Here is a 22,952-nt window from a genome sequence, read left to right on the forward strand (position 1 = left end):
TTAGATGCGTCCGGGGATCAATACTCCGAGATGATCAGGGTGAATGCGCGCAAAATAGAAGAGAGCCGCAAACAAGGCAAATCCTATAAGCAACGTCATGACTTCTGAGGCACGCCAGCGTTTGCTCCGATAGAAGCGATGCTGGGGATTCCGCATGCGAAAGCCTTTGGCATCCAGCGCATTGGCGATCAAAGGCACTCTTTTGAGCGAGCTGAAGATGAGTGGAACCATGAGAAAGCTATACTTCTTGATGCGTTCTGGAACACTCCCCTCATTCGGTGTCATTCCCCGCACCATTTGCGCTTCCCGAATGGTTGCCAGATCATTTTTTACGAGCGGAATAAAACGAAAAATGAGTGAGAGTAAAAAACTCACGGAAAAAGGAACGCCAATCCCCCGAAGCCCCATCGCAATATCTCGCGGAGAAGTTGTGAATAGGTAGTACATCGAGAGCAGCGCCACATTTGCAAGACGAAGCCCCATCCCCATCGCCCAAAGCACGCCGACATCCGTAATTTGCAGCGGATAGTGAATGACAGGGATTTCACTGCTCCAATAAGGCGTTCCTATATTGGTAAATGGCATCCAGGTAATCGTCGCAAAAAGAGCTCCAATCCCTCCAACAAGCATGTATGCCTTGACCAGAGATCGTTTCCAGCCTAGCTTGGCGATCAGCGCCAGGTTGAACACCCAAACCACGACGAGTGCCCGAGGGTCTTGGAACAAAAACGGGAGCAAGCCCAGTAACAGAAATACAAGCAAAGCAAAGCTGGGATGGGCATTTTTCATGTTAGTCTCCCGCCCCTGTCAGCATTCTTTTCATCGCGGCATATGTCAGCGGGATCGGATCAGCCAAGCCGGACGTTTTCCCAAACCGATAGATGGCAGGCGGTTCCACCTGTGCAGAAGCCAGTATTTGCGGCTCTGCAAATACCTGTGCCGGGCTGCCATCGCAGACGGCCTTTCCGTGCTGCATGACAATGACGCGCTGTGCGTACTCTGCAACAAGACGCATATCATGGGTAATGACGAGTATCGTATGACCCGATTCATGCAATCGTCGAACGAGCTCCATCATCTCCTGCATCCCCCGGTAATCAAGCCCGGTAGTCGGCTCATCCAATACGATGACATCAGGGCGCATGGCAAGAATCGACGCTACCGCAATTTTTTGACGAGTGCCCTTGCTGGTGAAATACGGCTCCGCATCTCCCATGTGAGCCAGACCGACAGCCGACAGCGCCTCATTTACTACCTGTTCGATTTCTGCAGCGGACAGTCCCATGTTTTTTGGCCCGAATGATACCTCGGCCTTTACCGTCTGGTGGAATATTTGATGGTCCGGGTTTTGATAGCAATAGGCGACCGTTTTTGATAATTGGGCGACTGATCGATCCTTTGTGTCTTCCCCATTAACCGTTACCACACCTTTTGTCGGCTTGTACAAGCCGTTGCAATGCTTGGCCAAGGTCGTTTTCCCCGAACCGTTCCCGCCAATGATCACGATAAATTCGCCTCGCCCAATCGTCAGTGAGACTCCTTTTAGGACTGGCGTTTCCTTTTCATATCCGTACCACACATCTTCAAAAGCAATGACGGTACTCACCAGCTTCCCTCCCTAACCAATTGCGCTTCCCGATAGAGTCGTGACAGCTCCTCTATATCCAGCGGCAAAACGTCGGGCACCTCTGGCAGAACGCCTGCCTCACGCAGCATGAAATAGAGACGAATAACCTCTGGCACAAAAATACCGTGGGTATCCAGTATGTCGACCTGTGAAAAGAACTCCCTTACAGGCAAATCCAGTACGATTCTACCTTCCGCCACCAAAATCATTCTGTCGCAAAAGGAAGCCAGCTCCTCTGTGGCATGCGAAGACACAACAATGGCCATCTCGTTTTCCTGCTTCAAGCGCTGGACGAGGGAAAATACTTCCCGTGCACCCAATGGGTCGAGCTCAGAGGTCGGCTCGTCCAGTAGCAAGACCTGTGGCGCATGAGACAATGCGGACGCGATGGCAACACGCTGCTTTTCCCCGCCAGACAGCTCAAATGGAGAGCGTTCAGCAAAGCCCTGCAAGCCTACCAGCTCCAGGACCTCACCAATGCGATGCTCGATTTGTGCATCTGTATATCCGACATTCTCTAGCGAAAAAGCCAGTTCTTCTTCTACAGTAAGACCGATAAACTGTGTTTCCGGGTCCTGAAAGACAATGCCGAGCTCCGCATGCGTCTTTCTTTCCCCGACAAAATGACCTGCGTAGTTGGCCGGGATCAAGCCGGATAAAGTCAACAAAAGTGTCGTTTTCCCCGCCGCAGCAGGTCCAACAACGCCCACTACCTCTCCTGGATACAGGTCGAGATTCACATTTGCCAAAGAAGGAGCTGCGGTGTCTTCATATTGCCAATGTACCTCCCTGGCTTGCAGCAGCGGTTCTTTTTTCACTAGAGCACCCTGCTTTCATTTCCCAGATAGCTATATTCCTGAAGTGGACGTCCACGGTATAGACCCGAACGCTTTACAAAAGGATAGAGCAGCTTCAACAGGATCGGACCGAGAATGGCAGTAGAAATCGCCTGGTTTAAAAATACCGTCGGAATGAACATCGCAGCAATAGCCATCGGTGTTAGACCAAGCGCAACGTTAATGAGAATCGCGCATGCAACAACCGCGGAGCTGATAATCACTACGAATAAATAGTATTGAATCAGACTGCGTTTCGTTTTCAAAGCAGGGTGACTGACTGCTAAAAAGCCGATAAATCCACCTATAAAGTTAGAGATAAATCCGACAATAACCGCATGTGGCGGGGCACTTCCCGTCAACAGATCGCTCACCATATTCCCAAAGGCGAGTCCAATGCATCCTGGCAGACCAAAGAGCATGCCAAACACCGGCTGCAGAGCGTTAGCCGGCCGGATCGGAACGGATGGAATCAGCTTGATATTCGCAAGCATAATGATCGCAACCGCATATAAAGCTGCTGTGACGACGATCAGTACATAATCAACCGTCGTCCATTTGCGACGGAAGAGTGAAGTAACCATGAGAAAAGTCCTCCTTTAATGGAATCTAGTAAAGTTTGGAATATTCCTGTAGCCAGTTTACCTTCTCTTCTGGGGGACGTCTAGCCGGGACTCGCTCGGGCGGGGCTTTTTGAGGAGAGGAAAAGGGAGAAAATGCTGTGGCTCGTAGAGACACCTGCATGGGGGCATCTCTGGACGGCTCCATTGCAAAAGCGAGACCCGCGCCCAAAGCAGTGCGTCGCTCTGGCGGGGCCTTTAGAGGAGAGGAAAAGGGAGAAAATGCCTGTGGCTCGTAGAGACACCTGCATGGGGGCATCTCTGGACGGCTCCATTGCAAAAGCGAGACCCGCGCCCAAAGCAGTATGTTCACGGAGGCTGGTTCAAGGTGGGCGCTAAAGGCAGGTCTCGCTTTTTCCATTGCGCCTTGGTAGGTGTCTCTAAGGCCTTCGCATTTTCTCCCTTTTCCTCTCACGAGCTGCTCCCGTTTTTCGCTCCTTTGTCAGGTGTGGGTAGCTCAGGATGTATACTACGTAAAAAAGAGACAAAACATTACCTAATATATTGGTAATCGTTCTGTCTCTTTGATTGCTATTTTTCAGGAGCTATTTATTAAATAACTTTACTCATCAAACCTCATCAGGTCTAATCTCGCACCTCTGATTTTCACCAAATAAAGTAAATAGATGAGTCCGACGAAGCTCCACAGGATTCCTAGAATCATAGATTTGATATCCAGACTGATCCACATAAAGCTGATGAAGGCTACACCAATGAGCGGAGACAATACGTAGCTCCACCACTCTGTCATCCGCAGTCGTTTTTGTTTGCGTATATAGTAGGCGATGACGCTGAGGTTTACGAAGCTAAAGGCGATCAGGGCTCCGAAGTTGATAAAGGAGGTCGCTGTCAGTAAATCCAGGAACAGAGCAGCAAACATCAAAGCACCGACGAGAAGAACGTTGAGCAGTGGTGTCTTTAGCTTTGGATGTACGTATCCGAACCATTTTCTTGGCAAAAAGCCGTCGCGCCCCATGGCGAAAAGCAGTCGTGTGACGCTCGTTACCGATACCAGCCCGGAAGCCAGGGTGGACGATAAAGCAGCAGCCAGAAACACTAATTGAAAAATGGAGCCGCCGATGTGAAGGGCAATTTCTGCAGAGGCAGCTTCTGGGTCAGATAGGACGGATACATCCGGGAACAACGCCTGCATGAAATACGAAGCCGTAATAAACAGCGCTCCCCCTGCCATCGCTACCAACAAAATTCCCCGGGGAATCGTCTTTTTGGCATCAACTGTCTCCTCTGTCAAAGTAGTAACAGCATCAAAGCCGAGGAACGAGAAGCACAGAATCGATGCACCGGAAAACAAGGCCGCAACAGTCAGTTCAGGTGAAAAGAACGGGCGGATGGCAAAGACTTGTCCGATTCCGTCTCCAGTGGCTAGCCCACGAATTGCCAATCCTGCAAAGAGTACGACAACTGCTATTTGAAAAAGCACGAGAAACGAGTTGATCGATGCTGTAACCGTTACACGAAAAACGTTAAGAGTAGTAATCAGAACAATAAATCCAATAATCCACCATGTTGTCGGTACCTCTGGAAAAACAGACGACAGGTAAACACCCGTCAATAACGCATTAATCATGGGTAAAAACAAATAATCGAGCAGCGAAGCCCACCCTACCATAAAGCCAGCGTAAGGATGAATCGTCTGCTGTGTGTACGTGTATGCGGTCCCAGCAGAAGGAAATATGCGGACCATTTTCCCGTAGCTAGACGCTGTAAACAAAATCGCCAGAAGCGTCACTGCGTAGGCAGCCGGAACAAATCCACCCGTTTCTTCGGATACAATACCAAACGTATCAAAAACGGCCATTGGCGCCATATAGCCCAAGCCGATTACAACAATATGCCACAGCTTCAAGCTGCGTGTAAGCTCTGCTCTCCCGTTCACTACCTGTCCTCCTTCTATTTATGACATGAATAATTATACACGCCCCCGAAAAAAGTTACATCACGAAAAAACGCTGCTGAGCACAGTCTCCTGTGCATGGGCAGCGTTCGTTGCTTCTCTCTTCATTTAAGCTTTTGGCAGTTCAAACGAGCTTTTCAGTGAAACGATCCGGTTAAAGACAAGCTTGTCTTTTGTTGTATCCTTAGGATCGACGTTGAAGTAGCCGTGACGGAAAAATTGATACTTGTCTTGCGGCTGGGTACTTTTCATGTTTTGTTCCACAAAGCCTTGCAGCACTTCCAAGGAATTCGGGTTGATATTGTCCAGGAATGTACCTTCTGTTTCCTCACCATCCATAATCAATGGCTCGTACAGACGGAATTCAGCCGGAACGGCATCGGACGCATTTACCCAGTGAATCGTACCTTTTACTTTACGACCAGTAAATCCGCTTCCGCTCTTTGTTTCAGGGTCGTACGTGCAGTGAATCTCGATAACGTTGCCGTCAGCGTCCTTCACTACATCATTGCATTTGATGAAGTACGCATTTTTCAGGCGCACTTCATTTCCCGGAAAGAGGCGGAAATATTTGTTTGGCGGATTCTCCATAAAGTCATCCTGCTCGATGTAAATTTCACGGGAAAACGGAATTTCGCGGTTACCCATTTCAGGATTTTCCGGGTTGATTTCCGCATCCAGCATCTCCACTTGTCCTTCTGGATAGTTGGTAATGACGACTTTTAGCGGGTTTAAGACGGCCATCGTACGCGGCGCCTTTAGCTTCAAGTCTTCACGAATAAAATGCTCCAGCATCTTTTCATCGACGATGCTGTTGCTGCGTGCTACCCCTACCTCACGGGCAAACGTACGAATTGCTTCCGGTGTGAAGCCACGACGGCGGAAGCCTGCAATGGTCGGCATACGTGGGTCATCCCAGCCATCTACTACATTCTCGTCTACAAGCAGCTTGAGCTTGCGTTTGCTCATTACTGTATTGGTCAGGTTCAGACGAGCGAATTCGTACTGACGCGGCACATGCTCCATCTCACACTCGCTCACTACCCAGTCATACAATGGACGGTGATCTTCAAACTCCAGTGAGCAAAGCGAGTGAGTGACTCCCTCGATCGCATCCTCCAGCGGATGAGCAAAATCGTACATCGGGTAGATACACCATTTGTCACCCGTATTATGATGATGCGCATGTGAAATTCGGTACAATACCGGATCACGCATGTTGAAGTTCGGAGAGGTCATGTCGATTTTCGCACGCAACACTTTTTCCCCGTCCTTGAATTCCCCTTGACGCATCCGAGCAAACAAATCCAGGTTTTCCTCTACTGAGCGGTTTCGGAATGGACTGTCAACGCCAGGCTCTGTCAACGTTCCGCGCAATTTGCGCATCTCTTCTGCAGGAAGATCGTCAACATACGCTTTTCCCTTTTTAATCAGCAGCACGGCACGGTTGTACATCTCTTCGAAGTAGTCCGATGCAAAAAATAGTCCGTCCCATTCAAACCCAAGCCATTGCACGTCGCGCTTGATCGCTTCTACGTACTCTGTGTCTTCTTTTACCGGGTTGGTATCGTCAAAACGCAGATTGGCTTTACCAGAAAACTCATGTGCGAGCTCAAAATTGAGAATGATCGCTTTGGCATGTCCAATATGAAGATACCCGTTCGGCTCTGGGGGAAAGCGGGTAATGATTTCCTTTACTTTTCCCTCTTGCAAGTCATCGACCACAATATTGCGGATAAAATTGGATGACGCTACCTTGTTTTCCAATGAAATCAACCTTTCACTTCACCTTTACATTCCATAATACTGATTCTACTCTCAGAGTTCAACAAAATCGGGCCGTCATCCGGCCCGTAGGTTCCTGCAATCCTGTTATTTTCGCCAATGCGGATCGCAATAAAGATGGACAAGAGAATCGAGAGAGCGTCCCTTCTCGGTAATTTCCCGAATGGCTGCCTGATGCTCAGGGAGAATCAAATGCTTTAACGGCTGTTCAACCTGGTTAAATCGCTGGAAGGCTGCTGCCGCAATTTCATCCCACTGCGGATAATAACGGAGCAAATCATCCGGCATGACACGCGAACGACTCGTGCCCTCTTCTGGCAAGCAGTCGAATGGTTCATCGAGATTCAGCGTTCCATAATCATCCGTCAGCTCTTCCCCTGGATAAATATCACGTGCTGCCAGCTCCAGATCGTACATGGTCGCCACACATGTGGCATAAAAGCTGTGGTTCACGTACCGAGATTTATCCCAGCACAGAATGTACTTCCCGTACTGGTTTCTGAACGAATATTTTTGCACATCCTGCTTTCGTAATGGGTCCAGTTTTTCCACAAAGGAAGGGTCTAATACCTGATCCAAATCATCCATGGCCCATACGATCGTTCCTTTGGGAATAAATTTTGTCGCGAACACACCGTACCCGATCTCGTCGTTGATATAGCGCAGTTCTGTATCGGGATGCATCATGGTTTTGTTTCACTCCTTGGCACTGTCGCCTTTTTATTATCATAAGCAGTTCGGCCAAAAGTGGTGTGCGTTTGTAACCGTTATCCGTCTTCCTTTTTAGACTGGTGTCATCAATTTAGGCTGTTGTAAAATATATCCATATCACTCATTCAGCAAAGGAGGTCCCATTGCCATGATGTCTCCTACCACTCCTATTCAAAGCCCGTATTTCACCCTGGAACAGGTGGCTGACGGTGTCTATGCTGCCATTGCTAAAAATGGTGCTGGGGCGATGAGCAACGCCGGAATCATTGATCTTGGCGAACAGACACTCGTTTTCGATACCATGTACACACTTCAGGCGGGACAAGCCTTGCTCGATGCAGCCCATCAGCTATTTGGCCGCCCCGTTTCGATGGTTGCTAACTCTCACTTTCATATGGATCATGTTGGCGCCAACCAATTGTTCAAAGACGCTGCGATCCTCTCTACCAAAACAACTCGCACCCTCATGATTGAGCGTAGCAAGCAGTTCCTCGAATTCGCCCGCTCCAATCCCGGATATCCTGAATCAGTGAAGCAAAGACTCGAGCAGGAAACGGACGAACAGAAGCAGCAAGAGCTATCCGATCAACTAGGCGATCTCCTCACCATGGATGCTTCTCTATCTTCTGTCGTTCCTACTCCTCCTACGATTACGTTTGACGGCTCTCTCACTCTGCATGGCAGTAAACGAACCGCTATATTCATAGCAATGGGAAATGGGCACAGTGCCTGTGATTCTGTCCTCTATTTGCCAGACGATGAAGTGATGTTTGCAGCCGACCTTTTATTTGTAAAAAGCCACCCCAGTGTCCAGAGCGGCAATGTAGTGGAATGGATTGAGATTTTGGAGAACTTGTGTGAGCAGTCCTTTCATACCGTAGTGCCTGGACATGGCCCTGTAGGAGAAAAGAAGGATATTGCTCTCTTCCGGCAATACTTACTAGACTTATCAGAACGTACAAAAACATTTGCATCGCTGGAGCAAATTCTAGGAGCTTCGATTCCCGAGCTGTACCGGAAGTGGACTGTTCCAAGCCTTTACGAACGCAACCTTCAGCACTTGTTCCATCAGCTATCCACTACATTATGACCTAGGTAATTAACTAAACATTCCATTTTTTCCACATTAAAAATTTTTTTCTTATTTACCCCAACGGATAAATGGTCTATATTTATTGCTAATAGGAGTTGTAGGAACTTTTTCCCACAACAAACGAATCAGAATTTTGATAATCAACCATTGATATCGAATCGGCAAACCCGGGGAAATCCGGTGACGCAAAGCTACAGGGGCTACCCTCGCAACAGCGAGCATGCTTGCCAGCTACCGAAATATTGATGTAGGACAAGACCAATGATCCTATATCATTGGTCTTTTTTTGCGCCCAAATTGTCTAAAATTGTCCATATTTGTCTTTTTATTACATCACAATCAAAGGAGGTGAGGCTAGACAAACGCAGACGAGTTTTTTGGGAATTACCATTTTACGAATCAGAAGGGGGTTTCATCGGAATGTCTCTCTGGAAAAAACTATCAGCCATAGCCTTGACTGGTGTAATTGGACTCTCGACACTCTCGCCAGTACAAGCAGCTAACCGCCCAACATCCATGTCACCAAATGCAATGGTAACTACACCACACTATCTTGCTACTGCTGCCGCACTCAAAACATTAGAAGATGGCGGAAACGCAGTGGATGCAGCGATTACTGCCGCTTCTACGCTGGCTGTTGTCTATCCTCATTACACCACTATCGGTGGAGATAACTTCTGGCTCATTTACAATGCCAAAACAAAAGAACTGAAAGCATTGAACGGTAGCGGTCGCGCGGGTGAAAAGGCGACGATCGAATATTACACGGGCAAAGGCTATGAAAAAATTCCTTCTCGTGGCTACGAATCAGCAAACACCGTGCCTGGCGTAGTTTCAGGCTGGTGGGAAGCTTACAACTACGCTCATAAAAACATGGGCAACAACAAGCTCTCTTGGAGCAGGCTGCTTGAGCCAGCCATTGGCTACGCAGAAAACGGATACCCTGTTTCTCCAAACCAGGTGTACTGGACCAAGCAAGCTACTGATCCAACAGACAATGATCTGAAAAATCTTCAACGCTTTGATGAATTCCGCAAAATCTTCCTGAAGCCAAACGGTGATTCGTACCAGCCAGGCGAACTTCTCAAGCAAAAGGATCTAGCCAAAACCTTGCAAATCATCGCGAAAAAAGGGGCTGACGGATTCTATAAAGGAGAGGTCGCTCAAAAGATCGTGGCAGATATGCAGAAAAATGGTGGCCTGCTCACGTTGAAAGATTTTGAAAAGCACACCTCCACTTGGGCAGATCCGATTACTGTCGACTACCGTGGTTACAAAGCGTACAATGTGCCGCCTAACTCCCAAGGTATGGCATCGCTCTCTATCTTGAACGTATTGAACAATTTTGACCTGAAGAGCATGGGTGAAGGAACACCTGATTACTACCACACCATTGTTGAAGCGACCAAGCAAGCCTTTGCTGACCGTGACAAATGGTTGACAGACCCTGCATTTGTAGATATTCCTGTAAACGATCTGTTGTCCAAGCAACACGGAAAAGACATGGCTGCACTTATCGATATGAAGCAAGCTGCCAAAGCTGTTGAGCCACTCGATCCAAAAGGTGACACAACATGGTTTGGTATCGTAGACAAGGATGGCAATGCAGTATCTATCATTCAAAGCCATTATTTTGACTGGGGCTCTGGTATCGTAGCAAAAGATACAGGCGTTCTTCTGCAAAACCGCGGCAGCTATTTCTCTTTGGACAAAAATCACATCAACCATCTGGAACCAGGCAAGCGCACGTTCCACACAATCAACCCTGCCATGCTGTTTAAAGGGGACAAGCCGTATCTTCTCTATGGAACACAAGGTGGCGAAGGTCAGCCGCAAACACAAGCAGCCCTTGTAACGCGGATCATTGACTTCGGCTTTAGTGTACAAGACGCGATTGAAGCACCTAGATGGCTTCATGGACGCAACTGGGGATCATCCTCCAACAATTTGAAAGTAGAAAGCCGTATTCCTCAAGAAGTTCTCGACGAGCTGGTAAAGCGCGGTCATCCAGTCGAAAAATTGGAGGCAGCGTACACCGATGCGATGGGACAATCCGGCGCTATTCTCATCGACCCACAAACCAACGTGAAGTTTGGCGGTGCCGACCCACGCGGTGAAGGCGCAGCGATGGGCTATTAATTGCTAGTCAGACTGCTGAGCTGTCCTCAGCAGTCTACCTTTGTATCTTTCATACTGTTAGCAACACATACCAACTGGGGATAGAAGAGAGGAAAACCGATGTTTTTGTTCAACAAACTCAAACGAAAAATGATCTTTTGGTTTCTCCTGGTATCCATCATTCCACTCGTCGGCACGACATTTTTTATCAGCAGCAGCTTTTCGACGATCCTAATTGAAAAACAAAAAAATTCCTTTGTAGATCTGACCAATAGTACAGCCATCGCCATGAATCAATACCTGGACCGCCGCATGACGGAGATGCAAATTCTTGCACGCACTTCAGACATTGGCTCCGATGATGCAGAAGCGAAAAACAGTTTCATTCGCAAATTCACCGAGGATATGAAGCTATACGACGGAAATACGTTTATATCCAAGGATGGAAAAGTAACAGCCGACACCTTTCCCAACAGCATCGGAATCGATCTTAGTGAGCGCCAGTTTTTCAAAGACGGCATGCAGGACAAGTCCAGCTTCTCTGATGTTTTAATCGCCAAAACAACTGGAAACCGCTCGATCATCGTCGCTTCACCCGTTACAGGGCCAAATAAAGAAAAGCTTGGTGTATTGACCGGCCTCGTCAACGTCGATGAGTTTACCTCTACCTTTTTGCAAAGCCTGAGTGTGGGCGATGGTGGATACCCCATTCTTGTCGACAACAAAAATCAAATCCAGTACCACCCCAATCAGGAGCTGATCGGAAAGCCGCTTGCAGAATCCGCACTTCCCCAAGGCTTAACCGATATTTTGGCAGCAGAAAAAACAGAAAAGGCTTCCTACCATTACACGGATGCAGGGATGGAATACGTAGTAACCTACTCCCCGATTCCAGCTACAAACTTTGGCTTGTATTTGCACATCCCGATCGCCTCCATCACAGAAGCGGTTTCAGGAGTCGAAACGCTGGCAATGGTCATCGTACTCGCGGTCGTTGTCGCCGTGAGCGCTATCGCTTACATCATCGCACAGCAAATCACACGTCCGATTGTAGAAGTGGCCAATGTCGCTAACCGTATTTCAGAGGGAGAATTGACTGTTCAGCCGCTGCAAATCCGGACCAAGGATGAAGTCGGCGCCCTTTCTCAGTCGGTCAATACGATGGTCGAAAACCTCCGAACGATTATTCAACAAGTAAATGCTACAGCTTCGGATCTCGCCTCCTCTGCTGAACAACTGTCTGTAAATGCAGAGCATACGAGCAAGGCTACGGAGCAAATCGCCACAACCATTCAGGAAGTGGCTTATGGTGCCGAAAAACAAGTGCAAAGCGTGGAAAATAGCGTAGCTGCCATGCAGGAAGTGTCCGGTGGTGCCAAGCAGGTATCAACGAATGCCCAGTACGCTGCTGATTCTGCCGTTGAGGCATCACAAATTGCCATCGAAGGCAACCAGGCACTTCAGGTCGTTGTCAGGCAAATGCATTCCATCGATGATACGGTTACCAATATTGCGGAAATCGTCAAGCGCTTGGGTAACAGCTCGCAAGAAATCGGACAAATTGTCCAAGTCATTACAGCGATCGCCGAACAAACGAATCTGTTAGCATTAAACGCTGCGATCGAGGCGGCAAGAGCTGGAGAACAAGGGCGCGGGTTTGCCGTTGTCGCAGATGAAGTGCGTAAATTGGCTGAGCAATCAGCACAATCCGCTCAGCAAATTGAAAAGCTCATCAGTGCCATTCAGCTCGAATCGAATCAAGCTGTCCTGTCCATGGAAAAAGGCACAAAAGAAGTGGCTTTGGGCTTGGAGGTTGTAAACAACGCTGGCAAATCGTTCGAGCAAATTCAGGATGCCGTTTCACAGGTAGCCAGCCAGATTCAAGAAGTAAAAACGTACTCCGTCCAAATGTCCGCTGGTACGGAGCAGGTCGTAGAATTAGTCAGCCTTATCGAGGAAGTAGCGGAAAACTCGGCTGATGGCACACAAAACGTGTCAGCCGCCACTGAAGAGCAGCTCGCCGCAATGGAAGAGGTCACTTCCTCGGCAGGCAACTTGGCGAGAATCGCCGAAGAACTACAGTCTCATGTAAGCAGGTTTAAGCTGTAAACCAAGCATTGGAAAATGGGAAAGCCGCCGGGTTGCTCTTCCCGACGGCTTTCTTCGTGTCTTCCTACGTCTACATCAATCCCAGCATCCGATCAGGATGGTTGGTGCAAATCTGCATGTCTGCATGCCATGACATCACTGTACGTATATCGTGTGGGTCATCCAGCGTCCAAGCAATAACCTTGTATCCTTTTTCCATAGCAGCAAGAGCAAGCTCACGAGTCAAATACGGATAACCCATGGAGAGAATCGTAGCTCCTGCCTCTTCCATCTGTTCCAGCATCAGGACCGGACGGCCAAGTACAATCAATCCGGTTACGACCTCTTGATCCAGCTGTCTCACCTGACGAATCAAATCATGGTCAAACGAGGTAATGTACACCTCTTGCTTCATGTCGTGTTTTTCTAAAAGCTCCAGCACCTTTTCGGCAATTCCGGGATACATATCGCTCGTAGCCTTCAATTCAATGTTTAAAGTGAGGCGACCTTTTACCGCAAGCAGTGCTTCTTCCAGAGTAGGAATCCGCTCGTTTGAAAACTCCTCCCCAAACCAGCTTCCTGCATCCAGCGCACGCAGCTCCTCCAACGTATGGTCCATAACCAGTCCACTGCCAGTCGTTGTGCGCTCCAGCGTGAAATCATGAATCAGCACAGGAACACCGTCACGTGAAAGCTGTACATCAATCTCCATTGCTGTAATACCTGGCTCAGACAATGCAAGTCGAATTGCTGCGAGTGTGTTCTCCGGGGCCTTGCCTGACCAACCGCGGTGTGCCATGCAAATGTTCATGTCTTATGCTCCTCTCTTGCTCACGATTACCTTATTTTTTCAGCAGCTTGCTGCCTTTGTCCGTTGCTGTTTGCAACGCTTCATCTACGCTAGCTTGACCGAGCATCGCACGTTGCAGTTCTTTTTGGATGACATCCTGAAGTTCCTTGTAGCCAGGTGCCATTGGACGAGGGTAGCCGTATTGCAGCTGGTCAACTGCTACCTTGAAGTTTGGTTCTTTTTCATAGAATGCTTTCATTTCAGCCGAGTCTACTGCTGCTGTCGTCACAGGCATATAACCGGAAGCAATGGACCAAGGAACCGTTTGCTCTGTATCGGTCATCCATTTCATGAATTCCCACGCTGCCTTTTTCTCGGCATCAGAGGACTTGGAAAGCATCACGAGATTCGCTCCTCCTGTTGGTGTACCAAAGTTTTTGTTTGCTGGCAGGAAGGCCGCGCCCATGTCAAATTTGGCATTTTTCTTCAATTCCGTCAAGGAACCGGTTGAGGTGAAAATCATGCCTACTTTTTGGTTCAGGAAGTCTTGCTCTGCTACATCCCATGCATTGTAGTTTTCGCCTGGAGGGTTTTTCATAATGCCTTCCTTCACCATTTTGGACCACAATTCCAGCGGCGCCTTGCCCGCTTCGTTGTTGATCGTCAGCTCTTTGCCATCCTCGCTCAGGATGCTGCCGCCGCCCTGAAATACAAGAGCTTCGTAGAACCAAATATCAACAGGCGTGGAGAATCCGTACCGGGTAATTTTATCCCCCTCCTTCTTGCTCAGCTTTTGCGAGAAGCTGACCAGCTCATCCCACGATTTCGGTCCGTTCGGATCAAGGCCAGCTTCCTTAAGCATGTCGCGGTTTATGTACAGAAGCGGTGTGGATCGGTTAAAAGGCACTGCGTACAACTTGTCTTTCCAGTAGGAGTTTTTCATCAGACCAGGAATGTATTTCTTTTCATCGCCTTGCGAATAAGGAGTCAGGTCTTCCAATACCTTCGCATCAGCGAATGCAGCGATAGAGGCGATCTCCACCATTGTTACATCCGGATTGTTTCCTGCTGCGACAGATGCCAAGACTTTAGAGTGGTTTTCCTGATAAGCCCCCTGATAAGCTGGCTTTACGATAATATCCTTATGAGTGTCATTGAACTTTTTGACCATGTCCTCAATTGTTTTGCCGCGAACGCCACCGAGTGCATACCAGAAGTCAATCTCAACGGGTCCGCTGCTGGCAGTTGCTGCCGCTGGCTGAGAAGTGCTACCTGTACCAGTCGATTGTTCTTTTCCTGTTGATCCGCAGCCTGCAAGCACTCCTGACAAGCTGAGAGCCAATGCACATAGAATGGTTCCGGTCTTTTTCATAGATTTCATGATTTGGTTTCCTCCCAAAAAGGTATGGTTTATTTGGATTGGTAGACAAACGCTTTGATAATATGGCGCTGGGCCACAAAGAAAATCACAAGAATCGGCAGAATGAGGATCATATTCCCAGCCATCATGACGTTCCACAAGGTTCCCCCATCTGACATATGCAAGCTGGAGATCCCGATGGGCAGCGTGCGGACTTCGTCGCTGTTGGTCATGATCAGTGGCCAGAAGTAATCATTCCAGTGATAAATGAAGCTGAACAATCCGAATGTAACGAGCACCGGCTTTGCCATCGGCACCATGATGGTCCACATGATTTTCCACTCTGAGGCATTGTCCAGACGCGCCGCTTCGATGACTTCGTCAGGTACCTGCATGAACGCCTGACGGAGCAGGAAAATCCCGAAAGCGCTAGCTGCATAAGGCAGGATAAGCGACCATAGCGTATTCACCAGCCCCCAGCCGCTCAATTGAACATAGATCGGCAAAAAGATCACCTGTCCAGGAATCATGAGCACAATCAGAACCAGTCCGAATAACAGGTTACGTCCGGGAAACTTGTAGCGGGCAAAGGCGTAGGCAGCAGGCACTGCGGTCAAAAATTGCAACACCAAGATTCCAACGGCAACTAGTATGCTGTTCCACGTATAGGTAAGAAACGGACCTGACTGCCACGCATGGGCAAAATTGCCCCACTCCCACGTCTCAGGCAAGAGAGTCGGGGGAAACTGCCTGACCTCTGGCATTGTTTTGAAGGCAGTCGTCGCCATCCACAAAAACGGAAATACAAACAGGATGGCCACTACCAAAAGCCCGATCCATTCCACTGTTTTGAGTGAAGCTGTACTCACTCGTTTCATGCTGCTCCTCCTTTCTTTTTTCCTGTCATCAACGGTAGTGAACACGTTTGGACATCACCAGGAAATGCACTGCCGTCAAAATGCCTACCAGAATCAAAAGAATGACAGAGGCAGCAGAAGCGAGCCCGCCGTTATAGAAATCCATCCCTTGCTGGTAAATGTAGTAGACAAGCATATTCGTACTGTTGATCGGTCCGCCCTGTGTCATGATGGCAATGGTGTCAAATGCCTGAAACGATGAGATCGTATTGATAATGAGCAAAAAGAATATGGTCGGAGACAGCATCGGCACAGTGATGCGGGTGAGTGTCCGCCACCACGGCGAGCGATCGAGTGCTGCTGCTTCGTAAATGTCACCGGGAATGCTTTGCAGCCCTGCTATGAAAATCAGTGTGTTGTAGCCTACACCTTTCCAAATGCTGACAATGATAAGTGACAAGAGTGAGCTTTTCGGGTCAGTCAACCAGGTATAAGCGGGAAGTCCTACAGCTTCCAGCGCTGCGTTCAGGAGACCGAACTGCGGGTCCATGAGCCACATCCACAGCATCGAGACCGAAACCAGCGAAATGATATGCGGGCTGAATACTGTCGCCTGAATGATGCCGTACACTTTGGCTTTGCGATTGAGCCACAACGCGAGCAAAAAGGAAATCGTCAGGCCCAGTCCTACAGTCGCGACGGTAAATATCGCGGTGTTCCCCAGCACCTGGCGGAAATCTGCGTCCACCACCAGATCACTGTAATTTTGAAACCCTACCCACTCCATTTCTTCCAGGTTAATCAGCGACCAGTCCTGAAAGCTCAAATAGATAATGGACCCAATCGGGTAAAAAAAGAACAGAATGAAACATATCATGGCAGGTGCAAGGTAAAGATACGGGCGGAGACGCGATGCGAGATCCTGCCAAGCCAGGGGCGCCCTACGCACTTCTGCTTTCACTTGGCTGGTACCCGGCAGCTCATGGGCGGTTGCCGCTTTTCGCATCAGCTCACCCCTCCTGCACGAGTCGAAACGTACTCTCTTCCATTCAGACGCCCTAGGCGCTTGCCGCTTACCCGGTCAAAGACATACATGTGCGGCCAAGCGACAGTTACGGTTACAGACGCGCCAAGCTGTCCAGAAACCTCGGTATCCGCTTTAACAATGATCCTTCCTTTTTCCGTCTCCACATGGAACAGCGTGTCCGAACCAAGTATTTCCCGGGAGACGATTTGGCCTCGCGCTACCCACATATCGTCTTCTGAAACAGGAGAGACTGTCTCTGGCAGTAACACTGCTTTTTCCGGGCGGAACCCCCACAAATGCTCGCTTTTGGCTTCTGCCGATACAATATTCATCGCTGGCGAACCGATAAATTGAGCAACAAAGAGATTATCCGGCTCCTGATACAAATCCATGGGAGCATCCACCTGCATGATGTTGCCGTCACTCATAACGACGATCTGATCGCCCATTGTCATGGCTTCCACCTGATCGTGCGTCACGTAGATAAAGGTACTTCCCAGCTGTTTATGTAGACTGGTCAGCTCTACCCGCATCTGGTTTCTCAGCTTGGCGTCCAGATTGGACAATGGCTCATCCATCAGAAACACCTTTGGCTTTTTCACCATAGCCCGGGCGAGTGCGACGCGCTGTCTTTGACCGCCTGAGAGCTGCGACGGCTTTCTTTTCAAATAAGAAGACAAGCCCACGATTTCTGCTATTTCTTCTACCAATACCTGACACTCTTTTTTGGATACTCCACGATTCCTGAGCCCGTAGGCGATATTGTCGTAAACGTTCATCGTCGGGTAGAGTGCGTAATTTTGAAAAACCATGGCTATGTCCCGCTTACCTGGCGGCAGTTGATTTACGGTTTGGTCACCGATCTGGATTTGCCCGCTAGATACGGTCTCCAGACCTGCGATCATGCGAAGTGTAGTTGATTTTCCACAACCTGAAGGCCCAACCAGAACGGTAAAGGAGCCGTCAGGAATGACCAGATCCAGACCTTTGACCACGCTTTGATTCTGAAACGTTTTTGTTACTTGCGTAAGCACCACTCGTGCCATCGATTCATCTCCCTCCCTCTGTTTTTACCGCGAGCATTTCAGTGACGAACGCCTGAAAGTTGGGGTACGTAAAATCCGGTACCGCGTACGACCATTCTTCTTTTCCGTACCATTCCAAAACAACCGCTTGAACCCCGGCACCTACAGCAGCCAGCACATCATATCGGCTGTCACCGATCATCATGGCTTCCGTCGGCTGTTTGCCTAGCTCTGCCAATGCCTTTTGTACCGGCTCAGCAGATGGTTTTCCTCTCGATACGTCATCCACAGACACAATCACATCAAACAAATGGTCAATCTCCGCCATTTCCAATCCGTCGACAGCAAATTCGCGTTGCTTGTTGGTTACAATCGCCAGTGCATATCCCGCGTCTCTCAGCTTTTCCAGGCCCTCCCGAACGTATGGGAAAAGACGTACATGCTGGGCATGATTTTGGCGAACAAAAGCGAAGTATTTTTGCAGCACTTTACTTTTGTCAGGAAGACCAGCCGCCGCGGCTACCGCTGCGAGGAAATCGTCAAAAGACTCGCCAAAACGCGCTACGAGCTCTTCTCTGCTGAAAAGTCCCGGTGCATATTCGTTCGCCGTAAACGCTACTGCATCAATGACAGCATCCCGGCTGTCCAGCAAGGTACCATCCAGATCAAATAACAACACTGTAATCATTAATGAAACTCTCCTTCCACAATGAGGGACTTCCGACCGATACTGCGGTCGCTCCATGCTGTAGCACTACCTCCATCTGTTCCCGCTTACGAAGTAAGCCTCCGGCGATAATGGGAGTATCAATCATGCTTCTGAATTCTTCGATATACTCTGGCAACAAAGCAGGCATCAGCTCTACTGCATCTGGCTGCGTATCCTGTATGGATTGAAGCCCCGACTTCAGTGAATCGCTATCTACCAAAAACAAGCGCTGAATGGTTAATAGGCCCTGCTTTTTCGCCAGCTTCACCAGTGTGTTGCGCGTGGTCACGATGCCATCTGGCTTCACATAATGTGCGAGAAAAGCAATCCCTTCCCGGTCATAGCTGATACCGCCAATTCTATCGAGATGTAGAAAAACAGGAATCTCTCTGCTTTTGAAAAAGTCCACGTAGCCTTTGATGACGCCAATGTTTCCGATCGAAAGCACAGCTGCGCTCAAATTGGCTTCAGCTGCTTTTTCCAGATGCTTCGCCTCCTTCACGGAAGCGATGAGCTTTGTCTGTGCTAGTCTGGCTCTGAATTCTGCCTGATTCATTCGGATTCGCCTCCTTATGTCCAAAACAAAAAACCCAGCGACATGACAATGCCAAAGAACTTTCGAGGAAAGTGTTTGGAAAGGCTGTCGGGGGTTTCTCCATGGCTCCAACCGAAGGATTTTTTCACTTGTTAGTTAGAATGGTACTGCAGAAGCGTTAAGGGAACATAAAGCGATTGTTAAAAAAGGGCAAAGATCGTGTAAGCGTTAATTGACGGAAATTGAGGAATGGATGTATCATTCAATCTATATTCAAATAATCAAATATTCGAAGATAAGAAGGGTTGCAGAGATGAAGTGGGCCGGGAGATTTGAGGGCTACAATCAGGAAGCATTCAAAAAGGATTGTATTTCAGGTTTCATTGTAGGGATCATCGCGATTCCATTGGGCATGGCCTTTGCCATTGCTTCAGGAGTAAAACCGGAATACGGCATTTACACTACGATTATTGCAGGCATCTTGATTTCCTTGCTTGGCGGCTCCCGCTATCAGATTGGCGGACCTACTGGTGCCTTTATTCCGATTTTGTTTGCCATCGTCATGCAGTACGGTTACGAAAACCTGCTCATCGCAGGATTCATGGCAGGTATTATGCTTGTCCTCATGGGAGTATTACGACTTGGCGGTCTGATCAAATTTATTCCCCGTCCCGTTACCATTGGATTTACAGCGGGGATTGCCGTTATTATTTTTACAGGACAGATCTCCAACTTTCTCGGTCTTCAGCAGGTCCAAAGACACGAGGATTTCCTCTCCAACATGAAAGAAATCGCCATCCATCTGGCTTCCTTCAATCTATACAGCATAGGGACCGCTTGTTTGTGCCTTGCCATTATATTGATTACCCCCCGATTTCTACGAAGCATCCCGGGTTCTCTCGTTGGACTCATCATTTCCAGTGTCGTTGCTGTCCTCTTTTTTGAAGGGAAGGTAGCTACCATTGGGTCGACTTTTGGCGATATTCCCAGTACGCTACCCAGCTTCCATTTTCCTGAAATAACTCTTGAGCGACTTCAAAAGTTACTGAGCCCAGCCCTAATCATTGCTATACTAGGAGCGATAGAGTCTTTATTGTCTGCTGTAGTGGCCGATGGTATGGCACGAGGCCGCCACAATAGCAACCGGGAACTGATTGGTCAAGGAATTGCCAACATGGTGACTCCCCTATTCGGTGGAATTCCTGCTACTGGCGCCATTGCCAGAACTGCAACCAATATTAAAAGCGGTGCCGTTTCACCTATGTCCGGAATCATTCATGGTCTGGTTGTGATGCTTGTTCTCGTCATGCTAGCACCATATGCGTCTCACATTCCTTTGGCAAGCATGGCTCCAATCCTCATGCTGGTTGCCTGGAATATGAGTGAGCGCAAGGAATTTAAGCATATTCTCCAAGCAAAAACGAGTGATTCCCTTGTCCTTTTGATCACCTTTCTTCTAACGGTTTTTACGACGCTGACCACTGCCGTAGAGGTTGGTCTGGTTCTAGCCGTCCTGTTGTTTGTCAAACGGATGCGAGATAGCCTGCAAGTAGCCAAGGTATTGCCTGATCCTAGCTCCAAGCATGAAAAAGTCATGCCTCACATGGTTACTGAGAGCCACGATTGTCCACAAATCAGTATTTATACGATTGAAGGACCGCTCTTTTTTGGCGATGCGGATCTGTTTGAAAGCTCCCTGATGAATACCATTGCGGTTCGCCCCAACACTTTGCTGCTCCGAATGGGGCATGTCCCCTTTATGGATATGACAGGTGAGGCAAATTTGGCCAAGATCGTAAGACAATGCGCTAGTCAGGACACAACGGTATTGATCTCTGGAATCCAGCCCCAGCCAAAGGACGTTTTGCAACGCACTAGGCTATATTCCCTCGTGGGTGAACAACACTTTTTTGCTCATACCGGAGAAGCCATTGAATTCGCACTGAGCCGTTTGGACGTTAACAAATGCTTAGGATGCAAGCATTTCGCATTTCGAGAATGCATGACCTTGTCCGCGCCTCAGTTGCAGGACACTCACGTTCAGAAAATGACGTAACGTCACTACTACCACTAGATCGGAGGAACCTTTCGTTGAATTTGGAGCTACAGCAATTTAAGGCAAACTTTTTCAAAGCATTAGGGCATCCTCTGCGGATTCGGATTTTAGAATTATTAGCAGAGGGCGACAAAAACGTGAATGAGCTGCAAACTCTGATCGGGAGCGAAGGCTCTGCTGTTTCCCAACAGCTTGCAGTCTTGCGCAGCAACAACATCGTTTACGGTACAAAGGATGGCAATAAAGTCACCTACTCTTTGCGCGATCCCATGATTATTGAGCTTTTAAGCGTTGCTCGGCATATTTTTAACAATCACCTGATCGATACCATCTCCATGCTCGATCGGTTCAACGAGGAATAAGCACTCAATAGAAAAGCCCAGGACTTTTTCGTCCTGGGCATACTTATTTACTCGGAAACAGCTATTACTGCATCCAGTGCTATCAATGCTTCGGCTTCGATCGCTTTTGCCATCGCATCTGTGTGAGGGTTGTACGACTCCAACAGATCCGCGTCGGCATAGCCGTCGATTGCGAGAATCGAGCCTGCCTTCATTCCGCGCAAGGCAGCGATGACAAACAGGGCGGAGTTTTCCATTTCTACTGCCAGCACGCCTGCTTTTTGGTACAGCTTGTGCGGGAATTCCACTACGCCGCTGTAGAAGACATCCAGCGTCAGGGTAATACCCTCTGCTACGTTCAAACCAGAAGCATCAGCTTTGGCTGCCTCGACAAGTGCATCAGAGACGCGGCGGTTGGCAACTGCCGGGAAGCCTGCTGGTACGAGCTGACTAGTCAGCCCATCCTGACGTACAGCCGCAGAGCTGATCACGAGGCTGCCTGGCTCGATTTCGCGTTGATACGAGCCTGCTGTTCCTACACGAATGATGTATTCTACGCCACCTTTTGCCAGCTCTTCGAAGCACACAGCTGCACCCGGCGAACCGACACCATGGCTAACAACTGCTACCTCTACGCCCTTCCATGTTCCTGCATAGCTGTGGTACTCACGATTTTCCCCGATTTGCCGCTGATTTTCGAGCTTGTAGGAAATCAGTGCCGCACGCTTAGGATCGCCGCATACGATTACTCGCTTTGGCAACTCTGCTGGATCAACCTTTAGATTCGTCAACATGTTAATCAAACTCCTTTTTCTCCCATTCATCTTCAGGGATAGGCAATGCTTCGCCTGAGAACCGCTCTTCCCGGAACGGATCTGCAATCAGATGAAAGCCGTTTTGCTCCCAGAAGCCGGGCTTATTTTCCGTTATAAACTCGATTCCCCGCAGCCACTTTACGCTTTTCCAAAAGTAAAGATGAGGCACGACCAGTCTGAGCGGCCAGCCATGCTTGTCTGTCAAAGGCTCCCCGTCAAAGGAATGCGCCAGAAGCACATCATCTCGCTCCAGATCAGCCAGCGCTACATTCGCTGTGTAGTCATTGTCACCATGCAGCATGACATAGGACGCTTGCGGGGTTACCCCGATCGCTTGCAGGAAATCGCTGAATCGCACTCCTGTAAATGCATTGTCAAAACGGGACCAGCGTGTGACGCAGTGAATGTCTCTCGTCACGGTCACCTGTGGCATGTCCATGATCTGCTCATAGGTAAGTGTGACTTCCTTGTCCACTTCCCCGAACACCCGCAATGTCCACGTCTTCATATCGTAAACCGGTACGTCTCCCTCGTGCAAAATGGGAAAACGCTCGGTCAAAATCTGTCCTGGCGGCAGTCTTTTGGCAAGTGCCGGTTCGATAGCCGGAATCTTCATTTTCTTAATTCGATCTGCCTTGTTCATA

22 protein-coding genes and 1 riboswitch are annotated in these 22,952 nt (G+C 48.8%); of the genes, 6 read left to right on the plus strand and 16 right to left on the minus strand.

Annotated elements, in window-relative coordinates:
• The 4 genes from C3B52_RS03445 to C3B52_RS03460 are packed head-to-tail and all read right to left on the minus strand — an operon-like array spanning position 1 to position 3,047.
• Entirely contained in the window at positions 1-789 is a 789-nt protein-coding gene (locus C3B52_RS03445; RefSeq protein WP_103104708.1) for an energy-coupling factor transporter transmembrane component T, read from the minus strand.
• Position 790: 1 nt separating this feature from the next.
• Positions 791-1,606, minus strand: coding sequence for an energy-coupling factor ABC transporter ATP-binding protein (locus C3B52_RS03450; RefSeq protein ID WP_103104709.1), 816 nt, complete (start codon positions 1,604-1,606; stop codon positions 791-793).
• On the minus strand, positions 1,603-2,445 hold the full coding sequence (locus tag C3B52_RS03455) for an energy-coupling factor ABC transporter ATP-binding protein (RefSeq protein WP_103104710.1): 843 nt from the start codon (positions 2,443-2,445) through the stop codon (positions 1,603-1,605). Before C3B52_RS03455 ends, C3B52_RS03450 begins: the two co-directional genes overlap by 4 nt.
• On the minus strand, positions 2,445-3,047 hold the full coding sequence (locus C3B52_RS03460; RefSeq protein WP_103104711.1) for a QueT transporter family protein: 603 nt from the start codon (positions 3,045-3,047) through the stop codon (positions 2,445-2,447). Before C3B52_RS03460 ends, C3B52_RS03455 begins: the two co-directional genes overlap by 1 nt.
• Positions 3,048-3,184: 137 nt before the next feature.
• Here C3B52_RS03460 and C3B52_RS36315 point away from each other — a divergent pair, with 137 nt between their 5' ends.
• The gene (locus tag C3B52_RS36315) at positions 3,185-3,322 is read left to right on the plus strand and encodes a hypothetical protein (RefSeq protein ID WP_164684689.1); all 138 of its coding nucleotides are present in this window, start codon (positions 3,185-3,187) and stop codon (positions 3,320-3,322) included.
• Between the two features lie 323 nt (positions 3,323-3,645).
• Here C3B52_RS36315 and C3B52_RS03470 read toward each other — a convergent pair whose 3' ends face one another.
• The 3 genes from C3B52_RS03470 to C3B52_RS03480 form a co-directional block, all read right to left on the minus strand.
• Positions 3,646-4,980 carry an APC family permease gene (locus tag C3B52_RS03470; protein WP_103104713.1) on the minus strand — a complete coding sequence of 445 codons (1,335 nt, stop codon included), beginning with the start codon at positions 4,978-4,980 and terminating at the stop codon, positions 3,646-3,648.
• 126 nt (positions 4,981-5,106) lie between these two features.
• Positions 5,107-6,774, minus strand: a complete 1,668-nt coding sequence (locus C3B52_RS03475; RefSeq protein WP_103104714.1) for a glutamine--tRNA ligase/YqeY domain fusion protein — start codon at positions 6,772-6,774, stop codon at positions 5,107-5,109.
• Between the two features lie 96 nt (positions 6,775-6,870).
• Positions 6,871-7,470: an SET domain-containing protein gene (locus tag C3B52_RS03480; protein ID WP_103104715.1), complete on the minus strand. Its 600-nt coding sequence runs from the start codon at positions 7,468-7,470 to the stop codon at positions 6,871-6,873.
• A gap of 172 nt (positions 7,471-7,642) precedes the next feature.
• Between C3B52_RS03480 and C3B52_RS03485 the strand changes: the two genes are divergently transcribed.
• The 3 genes from C3B52_RS03485 (at position 7,643) to C3B52_RS03495 (ending at position 12,814) form a co-directional block, all read left to right on the plus strand.
• Positions 7,643-8,584, plus strand: coding sequence for an MBL fold metallo-hydrolase (locus C3B52_RS03485; protein ID WP_103104716.1), 942 nt, complete (start codon positions 7,643-7,645; stop codon positions 8,582-8,584).
• A gap of 153 nt (positions 8,585-8,737) precedes the next feature.
• A riboswitch (cyclic di-GMP riboswitch) is annotated at positions 8,738-8,826 on the plus strand.
• 181 nt (positions 8,827-9,007) lie between these two features.
• On the plus strand, positions 9,008-10,726 hold the full coding sequence (gene ggt, locus C3B52_RS03490) for a gamma-glutamyltransferase (RefSeq protein WP_103104717.1): 1,719 nt from the start codon (positions 9,008-9,010) through the stop codon (positions 10,724-10,726).
• 99 nt (positions 10,727-10,825) lie between these two features.
• Entirely contained in the window at positions 10,826-12,814 is a 1,989-nt protein-coding gene (locus C3B52_RS03495; RefSeq protein ID WP_103104718.1) for a methyl-accepting chemotaxis protein, read from the plus strand.
• A gap of 70 nt (positions 12,815-12,884) precedes the next feature.
• Here the strand turns inward: C3B52_RS03495 and C3B52_RS03500 are convergent, their stop codons facing one another.
• The 7 genes from C3B52_RS03500 to C3B52_RS03530 are packed head-to-tail and all read right to left on the minus strand — an operon-like array spanning position 12,885 to position 19,117.
• The gene (locus C3B52_RS03500; RefSeq protein ID WP_103104719.1) at positions 12,885-13,604 is read right to left on the minus strand and encodes a glycerophosphodiester phosphodiesterase; all 720 of its coding nucleotides are present in this window, start codon (positions 13,602-13,604) and stop codon (positions 12,885-12,887) included.
• A gap of 31 nt (positions 13,605-13,635) precedes the next feature.
• A complete protein-coding gene (locus tag C3B52_RS03505) occupies positions 13,636-14,964 on the minus strand; it encodes an ABC transporter substrate-binding protein (protein WP_103104720.1) in 1,329 nt (442 codons plus the stop codon).
• 29 nt (positions 14,965-14,993) lie between these two features.
• Complete coding sequence (locus tag C3B52_RS03510) at positions 14,994-15,821, minus strand: carbohydrate ABC transporter permease (protein ID WP_103104721.1); 828 nt, start codon at positions 15,819-15,821, stop codon at positions 14,994-14,996.
• Between the two features lie 28 nt (positions 15,822-15,849).
• Positions 15,850-16,806 (minus strand): carbohydrate ABC transporter permease, encoded by a 957-nt coding sequence (locus tag C3B52_RS03515; protein ID WP_103104722.1) that lies wholly within the window; start codon positions 16,804-16,806, stop codon positions 15,850-15,852.
• The gene (locus C3B52_RS03520; protein WP_103104723.1) at positions 16,806-17,873 is read right to left on the minus strand and encodes an ABC transporter ATP-binding protein; all 1,068 of its coding nucleotides are present in this window, start codon (positions 17,871-17,873) and stop codon (positions 16,806-16,808) included. The genes C3B52_RS03515 and C3B52_RS03520 overlap by 1 nt, the downstream gene beginning before the upstream one ends.
• Before the next feature lie 4 nt (positions 17,874-17,877).
• Positions 17,878-18,540: an HAD family hydrolase gene (locus tag C3B52_RS03525; RefSeq protein ID WP_103104724.1), complete on the minus strand. Its 663-nt coding sequence runs from the start codon at positions 18,538-18,540 to the stop codon at positions 17,878-17,880.
• On the minus strand, positions 18,518-19,117 hold the full coding sequence (locus C3B52_RS03530) for a glycerol-3-phosphate responsive antiterminator (RefSeq protein WP_103104725.1): 600 nt from the start codon (positions 19,115-19,117) through the stop codon (positions 18,518-18,520). The genes C3B52_RS03525 and C3B52_RS03530 overlap by 23 nt, the downstream gene beginning before the upstream one ends.
• A 292-nt stretch (positions 19,118-19,409) precedes the next feature.
• Here C3B52_RS03530 and C3B52_RS03535 point away from each other — a divergent pair, with 292 nt between their 5' ends.
• A complete protein-coding gene (locus C3B52_RS03535) occupies positions 19,410-21,152 on the plus strand; it encodes a SulP family inorganic anion transporter (RefSeq protein WP_103104726.1) in 1,743 nt (580 codons plus the stop codon).
• A gap of 35 nt (positions 21,153-21,187) precedes the next feature.
• Positions 21,188-21,514, plus strand: a complete 327-nt coding sequence (locus C3B52_RS03540; protein ID WP_103104727.1) for an ArsR/SmtB family transcription factor — start codon at positions 21,188-21,190, stop codon at positions 21,512-21,514.
• Positions 21,515-21,561: 47 nt separating this feature from the next.
• Here C3B52_RS03540 and C3B52_RS03545 read toward each other — a convergent pair whose 3' ends face one another.
• Both C3B52_RS03545 and C3B52_RS03550 read right to left on the minus strand, forming a co-directional pair.
• Positions 21,562-22,287 (minus strand): nucleoside phosphorylase, encoded by a 726-nt coding sequence (locus C3B52_RS03545; protein WP_103104728.1) that lies wholly within the window; start codon positions 22,285-22,287, stop codon positions 21,562-21,564.
• 1 nt (position 22,288) lies between these two features.
• The gene (locus tag C3B52_RS03550) at positions 22,289-22,951 is read right to left on the minus strand and encodes a sulfite oxidase-like oxidoreductase (protein WP_103104729.1); all 663 of its coding nucleotides are present in this window, start codon (positions 22,949-22,951) and stop codon (positions 22,289-22,291) included.
• Between the last annotated feature and the right edge of the window lies 1 nt (position 22,952).

The organism is Brevibacillus reuszeri (genome assembly GCF_002897295.1).
In the GTDB taxonomy this organism is placed as follows: Bacteria; Bacillota; Bacilli; order Brevibacillales; family Brevibacillaceae; genus Brevibacillus; species Brevibacillus reuszeri_A.

Bases quoted from the DNA above. Each gene is read 5' to 3' on its own strand.
- C3B52_RS03445 (WP_103104708.1), bottom strand. From the start codon at position 789: ATGAAAAATGCCCATCCCAGCTTTGCTTTGCTTGTATTTCTGTTACTG.
- C3B52_RS03460 (WP_103104711.1), bottom strand. From the start codon at position 3,047: ATGGTTACTTCACTCTTCCGTCGCAAATGGACGACGGTTGATTATGTA.
- C3B52_RS03480 (WP_103104715.1), bottom strand. From the start codon at position 7,470: ATGATGCATCCCGATACAGAACTGCGCTATATCAACGACGAGATCGGG.
- C3B52_RS03485 (WP_103104716.1), top strand. From the start codon at position 7,643: ATGATGTCTCCTACCACTCCTATTCAAAGCCCGTATTTCACCCTGGAA.
- ggt (WP_103104717.1), top strand. From the start codon at position 9,008: ATGTCTCTCTGGAAAAAACTATCAGCCATAGCCTTGACTGGTGTAATT.
- C3B52_RS03495 (WP_103104718.1), top strand. From the start codon at position 10,826: ATGTTTTTGTTCAACAAACTCAAACGAAAAATGATCTTTTGGTTTCTC.
- C3B52_RS03500 (WP_103104719.1), bottom strand. From the start codon at position 13,604: ATGAACATTTGCATGGCACACCGCGGTTGGTCAGGCAAGGCCCCGGAG.
- C3B52_RS03505 (WP_103104720.1), bottom strand. From the start codon at position 14,964: ATGAAATCTATGAAAAAGACCGGAACCATTCTATGTGCATTGGCTCTC.
- C3B52_RS03510 (WP_103104721.1), bottom strand. From the start codon at position 15,821: ATGAAACGAGTGAGTACAGCTTCACTCAAAACAGTGGAATGGATCGGG.
- C3B52_RS03515 (WP_103104722.1), bottom strand. From the start codon at position 16,806: ATGCGAAAAGCGGCAACCGCCCATGAGCTGCCGGGTACCAGCCAAGTG.
- C3B52_RS03520 (WP_103104723.1), bottom strand. From the start codon at position 17,873: ATGGCACGAGTGGTGCTTACGCAAGTAACAAAAACGTTTCAGAATCAA.
- C3B52_RS03525 (WP_103104724.1), bottom strand. From the start codon at position 18,540: ATGATTACAGTGTTGTTATTTGATCTGGATGGTACCTTGCTGGACAGC.
- C3B52_RS03530 (WP_103104725.1), bottom strand. From the start codon at position 19,117: ATGAATCAGGCAGAATTCAGAGCCAGACTAGCACAGACAAAGCTCATC.
- C3B52_RS03535 (WP_103104726.1), top strand. From the start codon at position 19,410: ATGAAGTGGGCCGGGAGATTTGAGGGCTACAATCAGGAAGCATTCAAA.
- C3B52_RS03545 (WP_103104728.1), bottom strand. From the start codon at position 22,287: ATGTTGACGAATCTAAAGGTTGATCCAGCAGAGTTGCCAAAGCGAGTA.
- C3B52_RS03550 (WP_103104729.1), bottom strand. From the start codon at position 22,951: ATGAACAAGGCAGATCGAATTAAGAAAATGAAGATTCCGGCTATCGAA.